This window comes from Methylobacterium ajmalii (assembly GCF_016613415.1).
Lineage (GTDB): Bacteria > Pseudomonadota > Alphaproteobacteria > Rhizobiales > Beijerinckiaceae > Methylobacterium > Methylobacterium ajmalii.
Genome location: NZ_JACWCT010000059.1, coordinates 20,824 through 27,639 on the forward strand (window position 1 = coordinate 20,824; position 6,816 = coordinate 27,639).

Annotated in this window: 6 protein-coding genes; 5 read left to right on the forward strand and 1 reads right to left on the reverse strand. The window is 70.2% G+C overall.

Annotated elements, in window-relative coordinates:
• Positions 1-300: 300 nt before the first annotated feature.
• The 5 genes from HPY23_RS10845 (at position 301) to HPY23_RS10865 (ending at position 4,588) form a co-directional block, all read left to right on the forward strand.
• Positions 301-993 carry a 50S ribosomal protein L25/general stress protein Ctc gene (locus HPY23_RS10845; RefSeq protein WP_091887308.1) on the forward strand — a complete coding sequence of 231 codons (693 nt, stop codon included), beginning with the start codon at positions 301-303 and terminating at the stop codon, positions 991-993.
• A gap of 90 nt (positions 994-1,083) precedes the next feature.
• Positions 1,084-1,695: an aminoacyl-tRNA hydrolase gene (gene pth / locus HPY23_RS10850; protein ID WP_091887307.1), complete on the forward strand. Its 612-nt coding sequence runs from the start codon at positions 1,084-1,086 to the stop codon at positions 1,693-1,695.
• A gap of 79 nt (positions 1,696-1,774) precedes the next feature.
• Positions 1,775-2,872 (forward strand): redox-regulated ATPase YchF, encoded by a 1,098-nt coding sequence (gene ychF, locus HPY23_RS10855; protein WP_060850177.1) that lies wholly within the window; start codon positions 1,775-1,777, stop codon positions 2,870-2,872.
• Entirely contained in the window at positions 2,872-3,537 is a 666-nt protein-coding gene (nfi, locus tag HPY23_RS10860) for a deoxyribonuclease V (protein WP_091887305.1), read from the forward strand. Before ychF ends, nfi begins: the two co-directional genes overlap by 1 nt.
• A 52-nt stretch (positions 3,538-3,589) precedes the next feature.
• Positions 3,590-4,588: a MaoC family dehydratase gene (locus HPY23_RS10865; RefSeq protein WP_091887303.1), complete on the forward strand. Its 999-nt coding sequence runs from the start codon at positions 3,590-3,592 to the stop codon at positions 4,586-4,588.
• Between the two features lie 331 nt (positions 4,589-4,919).
• Here HPY23_RS10865 and HPY23_RS10870 read toward each other — a convergent pair whose 3' ends face one another.
• Complete coding sequence (locus HPY23_RS10870) at positions 4,920-6,320, reverse strand: FAD/NAD(P)-binding protein (protein WP_091887301.1); 1,401 nt, start codon at positions 6,318-6,320, stop codon at positions 4,920-4,922.
• Positions 6,321-6,816: the final 496 nt, after the last annotated feature.

Genomic DNA, 6,816 nt, shown 5'->3' on the forward strand with positions numbered 1-6,816 from the left:
GATCGGACCTCCGGGTCATGGGGCGGGGCGCTGCCTAGAGCGACGCCGCGCAGGGTCGCGGCGCAGCGGTTAAGGATCCATCCGGAAAATCGGGCGAAAACCCCGCCGTCCCCGGTCCGGGGTGGATTCTTGCCATCCTGGGCGATGTCTGCTAGGGGCTCCCCGCCCGCCGGACACCCTTGGAGGCCGGATCTCCCCTCGCGGGGACGGGCGTGGCGACGTCGGTTCACAGGGCCGTCCTCGAGGGGGCGGCCTTCGGCGTTTGAGCCATCCGCAAACACCAGTTTTAAGGATCACGCCATGAGCGCCGTGAAGCCGCTTGAGGCCGTGGCACGCGACCGGGTCGGCAAGGGGGCCGCCCGGGCCGTTCGTCGCCAGGGCCAGGTGCCGGCCGTCATCTACGGGGGCAACCAGCCGCCGCAGGCCATCGCCATCGACCTCATTCGCACCCGCACCCTGATCTACGCCGGCGGTTTCCGGACCACCGTGTTCGAGATCAGCGCCGGCGGCCGCAAGGTCCGGGCGATCCCGCGCGACTTCCAGCTCGACCCGGTCACCGGCGTCCCGCTGCACATCGACTTCCTGCGCGTCGTCGCCGGCCAGTCGATCGAGGTCGAGGTGCCGGTGCACTTCACCAACGAGGACGCGGCCCCCGGCATCAAGCAGGAGGGCGGCACGCTCAACGTGGTGCACCACACCGTCACGGTCGAGGTGGCCCCCGAGTCGATCCCCGACGCGATCACCGTCGACCTGACCGGCAAGGCGATCGGCGACACCGTCCACGTCTCCGACCTGCCGGTCCCGGCCGGCGTCTCCGTCGTGCTCGGCGGTGACGAGGTCGTCGCCACGGTCGTGCCGCCGACGGTGCTGGGCGCCGAGGTCGAGGCCGAGGAGGCCGCGGTGGCCGAGGCCGCCCGCGCCGAGTCGGCCGCCGAGGTCGAGGCCGAGGCTGCCGAAGAGGCCGCCAAGGAAGACGAGGCCAAGGAGGACTGAGCCGGTCACGGCTCACCTCTCGACCGCATCGAAACGCCCCGGTCGCGAGACCCGGGGCGTTTCCCATTTCTCGGGGAGCCTCGTTTCGCCATGCGGCTGTTCGTCGGCCTCGGCAATCCCGGCACGCGCTACGCGGGCAACCGGCACAATATCGGCTTCATGGCGCTCGACGCGATCGCGCGCCGGCACCGCGCCGCGCCGTGGCGGCGCAAGTTCCAGGGCGACTGCACCGAGGCGGTGGTCGGCTCCGAGCGCGTGCTGCTCCTCAAGCCCCTGACCTTCATGAACGAATCGGGCCGGGCGGTCGCCGAGGCGCAGCGCTTCTACAAGATCCCGCTGGAGGACGTCGTGGTGTTCCACGACGAGCTCGACCTGGCGCCCGCCAAGCTGCGGGTGAAGAAGGGCGGCGGCAATGCCGGCCATAACGGCCTGCGCTCGATCACCGCGCAATGCGGCAACGAGTACTGGCGCGCCCGCCTCGGCATCGGGCATCCGGGCGACAAGGCCCTCGTCCACGCCTACGTACTCAACGATTTCGCCAAGGCCGAGATGCCGTGGGTCGAGGACCTGTGCGACGCGATGGCCGACGCCGCCGATCTCATGGCCGCCGGCGAGGATGCCCGCTTCCAGAACAAGGTCCACCTCGCCATGGCCGGACGCGGCTGGGACGAGGTGAAGTGCGTGGGCGAGAAGCCGGCTTGACCCGCGCGGCCCGACCCCTCAATGGCGACGCAACACGGCCGCGGGCCGGCGGTCTCCACGAATCGAACGGAACGATCTGATGGGCTTCAAATGCGGCATCGTCGGCCTGCCGAACGTCGGCAAGTCGACGCTCTTCAACGCGCTGACGCAGACCGCGGCGGCGCAGGCGGCGAACTACCCGTTCTGCACCATCGAGCCCAACGTGGGCGAGGTGGCGGTGCCGGATAGCCGCCTCGACGACCTCGCGCGGATCGCCTCCTCGAAGGAGATCATCCCGACCCGCCTGACCTTCGTCGACATCGCCGGCCTCGTGCGCGGCGCCTCGAAGGGGGAGGGGCTCGGCAACCAGTTCCTCGCCAACATCCGCGAGGTCGACGCGATCGCGCACGTCGTGCGCTGCTTCGAGGACGGCGACGTCACCCACGTCGAGGGCAAGGTCGACCCGATCGCCGACATCGAGACGATCGAGACCGAGCTGATGCTCGCCGACCTCGACAGCCTCGAGAAGCGCCTCACCGCCCTCGAGAAGAAGGCCAAGGGTGCCGACAAGGAGGCCAAGGAGGTGCTGGACCTCGTCCAGCGCGCGCTGCCGCTCCTGCGCGACGGCAAGCCGGCCCGCCTCGTCCAGCGCAAGGCCGACGAGGAGCGCCTGTTCTCCCAGCTCGGCCTGATGACGGCCAAGCCCGTCCTCTACGTCTGCAACGTCGAGGAAGGCGCGGCGGACGCCGGCAACGCCCACTCGGCCGCCGTCTTCGCCCGCGCGAAGGAGGAGGGCGCCAAGGCGGTCGTCGTCTCGGCCAAGATCGAGAGCGAGATCGCGGTACTGCCGCCGGCCGAGCAGGTCGAGTACCTGGAGGCGGTCGGCCTCGCCGAGCCGGGCCTCAACCGGGTGATCCGCGCCGGCTACGAGCTGCTCGGCCTCATCACCTACTTCACCGTGGGGCCGAAGGAGGCCCGGGCCTGGACCATCACCAAGGGCACCCGCGCGCCGGGCGCCGCCGGGGTGATCCACACCGACTTCGAGAAGGGCTTCATCCGGGCCGAGACCATCGCCTTCTCGGACTACACGGCGCTGAAGGGCGAGGCCGGCGCCCGCGAGGCCGGCAAGCTCCGGCTCGAGGGCAAGGAGTACCTGGTGCAGGACGGCGACGTGCTGCACTTCCGCTTCAACACCTGATGGACCTCGTCCGGCGCCACGGCTGGGACCTGACGCCGGTGCAGGCCGTCGCGCTCCAGCGCCAGCTCGCCGGCGAGGTCGTGGCCGACCGGCCCCTGAACCTCGACGCCGTGCGGCTCGTCGCCGGCGTCGACGTCAGCGTGAAGAACGAGCGCTCGCACGCCGCGATCGTGGTCGCGACCTTTCCCGATTTCCGGGTGGTCGAGACCGTGACCGCCGAGATGCCGACGCCGTTCCCCTACGTGCCGGGCCTCCTCAGCTTCCGCGAGGGCCCGGTGCTGGAGGAGGCATTCGGACGCTTGAGCGTCGAGCCGGACGTCTTCCTGTTCGACGGCATGGGCACCGCGCATCCGCGCCGCATCGGCATCGCCAGCCATATGGGCCTGTGGCTGCAGCGCCCGACGGTGGGCGTCGGCAAGACCCGTCTGTGCGGCCGCAACGCACCGCTCGACGACGAGAAGGGCGCCCATCAGCCGCTGATCGACAAGGGCGAGACGATCGGCGCGGTTCTGCGCACCCGCACGGGCAAGCACCCGCTCTTCATCTCGCCCGGCCACCTCTCCGACATCCCGTCGAGCGTCGCCCTCGTGCTCGCCTGCGCGCCGAAGTTCCGGCAGCCGGAGCCGATCCGGCTCGCCCACAAGGCCGCGGGCGCTTTCGGGTAGGCGCCTGCCCGTGCTAGCCCGGCGGCCCGACCCGCGCCGGACGCCGACAGCCATGCCCCGCTACTGCTTCGAGGACCTCAAGCCCGGCCTCCGGCTCGATTTCGGGCCGCTCGACGTCAGCCGCGACGACATCGTGGGGTTTGCCCGCGAGTTCGACCCGCAGGGCTTCCACGTCGACGAAGCTGTCGCGACGGATAGCTTCGTCGGTGGGCTGATCGCCTCGGGCTGGCATACCTGCGCGCTCGGCATGCGGCTCGTCGCCGACGGCTTCATCCTGCAATCGAGCTCGATGGGCTCGCCCGGCATCGAGGAGGTGCGCTGGCTGCGCCCGGTCCGCCCGGGCGATGCCCTGTCGATGCGCATGAGCGTCACCGAGAGCCGCCCCTCGGGCAGCAAGCCCGACCGCGGCTTCGTGCGCTTCCTCCTTGAGATCCAGAACGGCGCCGGCCAGGCGGTGATGACCCAGGATTTCTGGGCGATGTTCGGCCGCCGCGGCACGCCGCCCCTGCCACCCCGCCCGCGCCCGCCCGAAGAACCGGCCCCGAGCGACCTGCCGGAGGGCGAGGCGCTGCCCTCCGGCTACCTGGAGGACATGCCGCTCGACCGCACCTTCGACCTCGGCGCCCACCATTTCACCCGCGACGACATCCTGCGGTTTGCCCGCGCCTTCGACCCGCAGCCATTCCACGTCGACGAGGCGGCGGCCGCCGAAACCCATTTCGGGGGCTTGTGCGCCTCGGGCTGGCACACCGCCGCGGCCTGGATGAAGCGGATGGTGGCCGGCCGCGACCGCGGCCGGGCGCTGGCCCTCCCGCGCGGCGAGCCCGTGGTCGAGGGCGGACCCTCGCCGGGCTTTCGCGACCTGCAGTGGCTGAAGCCTGTCTATGCCGGCGACACGATCCGCTACGACGTGACCCTGACCGAGGCGCGCCCCTCGCGCACCCGCTCGGGCTGGGGCGTCGTCAGCCACACGGCCACCGGCACCAACCAGCGCGGCGAGCCGGTGTTTCGCTTCGCGGGGGCCTGGCTGGCGCCGAGACGGACGGCATAAAGGCGAGGGAATTTGGCTTGCCCCGTTATCGACAACGAGGGGGCTTGGCTGCTCAGGGAGGCCTGGTTGCAGGCGTTGGGCAAGGCACCTGCTCGGAGACGAGGGGCGGGCGGGTAGCCGAGGCGGGAGTATCGCCGCTTCGAATCGTCCGCCTCAGGGCAATCCCACGTCCGTTTCCCGATCCGCGCCAGATCCGTGCCCAAGGGACAGACTGGGACGACCCAAGCCGTTCTATGCCGCACGCCGATCGCATAAGGATGATTATGGAACTAGCCAAAGGATATCGCCGTTCCTGGCAAGCCTCTGACGCGCCACAGGTTCTCGACCGGGATCATGCCGTCTCCCGCGCCTCGCCGGGCGGAGCATTCTGCAGCCGTGCGGCCACCGTCCGGGCGAGTTCCGCCGCTTGGCCCCTGATGTCAGGGACCGCCGTGCATTCCCACAATGTACCGCGCAACAATGGCCCCAGTGTCCAGAGCGGGAGTCCGACCTCGCCGCGTTGATCGAGGACCGCGAGGTCGTCGGAGACCGCGAGGCCCAGCCCCAGGACATCCGGACGAATCAACCCCCGGGCCATCAGGCGTCGCAGCAGCAGGTCGTTAGTGTCCGCGACCCGTCCGACCCCGGACGCATCAATGATCCGCTGGATCTCAATGACCCGCGAAACAGCCGCACTGCGCTCGCGCACGGTGACACGGGCATGCCCCGCCCGGTCCTCGATGCCGATCACTCGGCCCCGGAGCACGGTCAGCCCTCCACCGGCGCATTCTCGCGCGATGATCTCGGCCGCCGGTGGCGCCATCCGGTGGCGGTGCACGTCCCAGAACGCGCGCAGATGGCGCAGGAAACGATGCTGCTCGGAAAGCGGCAGGCCGCGCCACAGATCGATGCTGGTGCCACGTAGGGAATCCACCACGCTTCGCCAGTCGGCCCCGGCGCTTTCGGCCCGTCGCACCTCCGCCCGAACGCCGCGCAACAACGTGACGAGCGAGCGGCGCGCCGCATCCGGCACGTCCGGTGTGGCCCAGGGCGTGGTCGGCGCATGGACCTGGGGCAGCAGGCCGCGGCGCGACACGGCCAGGATCGGCCCGGCGAACCCACGCTGCCGCAGGGCAGCGACCGCGTCGACCATGGTCAGACCGGTCCCGACGATGAGCAGAGGCAGGTCCGGCCGCAGGTCGTCGAGCGGCGCGCCATCCCAGGGGTCGACCGCGTAGCGGCTCTTCAGATTGCCCGGGGCGCGGAGATTGCCGCAAGCCAGGATGGCGCCGGCGACATGGCGGCGCCGTCCTGCCGCGAGGGTCAGGCAGAAGCCCTCACCCTCGGGCGCGAGGTCCACCACCTCGTCGTGCTCGAGCATCAGGCGCGGCGCGGTGCCCGGCTCGGACAGGGCCGCGAGCAGCAACTCGGTGAGGTAGCGACCGTAGAGGCCACGCGCCGCGAACACGCCGGCCGATGTCGAGCGAGTCCAGGCGGCGCCGTCGAGGGGGCAGTTCTCGAGCCAGCGGGAGAAGTGATCGGGCCGATCCGGAAACGCGCTCATGTTGGTGGCGCGCACGTTGAGCAGGTGATCGGTGCAACCCGTCGCATAAGCGAGGCCGCGGGCGAAGGCGCCCGACTTCTCGCATAGAAGGACCGAGCGCTCCGGCATCAGCCGGCTCAGATGAAGGGCGGCCATCGTCCCGCTGAACCCGGCCCCGATCACCGCGATGGGCGGAAGGGCGTTGCGCATTCGCCGTCGGTCTCCTGCCTCGTCGGCCGCACCTTAGAAGAAGCGGGCGTCCAGGTCTTCACTCCCCCGACCGGCCCCACGGTGCGAGACTGTCGCAAATTTGCCAGCCAGCGTGGAACCGACGCCTGTCTCGTGATTTTTCCCTTACGATACCGGTCGTGTTCGGGTGGAGCCCTGCCCCGCTCGGACACGACCGATTCGCGTGTTGACAGGGGAGCCGGCTACCCTTAGACAGCCGCTCACCGACGGGGCGTCGACGAACTGGCCGCCCCGCTGAACCTCCCCCGAGACGAGCGAGCAAGGGCCAGGGCAACCCGGCGCCGCTTTTCGTTTCTGGAAAGGTCGAGATCCGGCTTCGACCGGATCGGCTCTTTGACAAGTTCATACGAGAAAGAGAAGCGTGGACGGCGTCGTCCCTGCGGGTCGGTTCCTTCGGAACCGGTCGTGAGTAGGATGATGCTGGTCTGACGTTTCGGTGCTCACACGATCAGGTGGA

What these genes read in the sequence shown, in the direction of transcription:
- HPY23_RS10845 (WP_091887308.1), top strand. Translation starts at nt 301, where the DNA reads ATGAGCGCCGTGAAGCCGCTTGAGGCCGTGGCACGCGACCGGGTCGGC.
- pth (WP_091887307.1), top strand. Translation starts at nt 1,084, where the DNA reads ATGCGGCTGTTCGTCGGCCTCGGCAATCCCGGCACGCGCTACGCGGGC.
- ychF (WP_060850177.1), top strand. Translation starts at nt 1,775, where the DNA reads ATGGGCTTCAAATGCGGCATCGTCGGCCTGCCGAACGTCGGCAAGTCG.
- nfi (WP_091887305.1), top strand. Translation starts at nt 2,872, where the DNA reads ATGGACCTCGTCCGGCGCCACGGCTGGGACCTGACGCCGGTGCAGGCC.
- HPY23_RS10865 (WP_091887303.1), top strand. Translation starts at nt 3,590, where the DNA reads ATGCCCCGCTACTGCTTCGAGGACCTCAAGCCCGGCCTCCGGCTCGAT.
- HPY23_RS10870 (WP_091887301.1), bottom strand. Translation starts at nt 6,320, where the DNA reads ATGCGCAACGCCCTTCCGCCCATCGCGGTGATCGGGGCCGGGTTCAGC.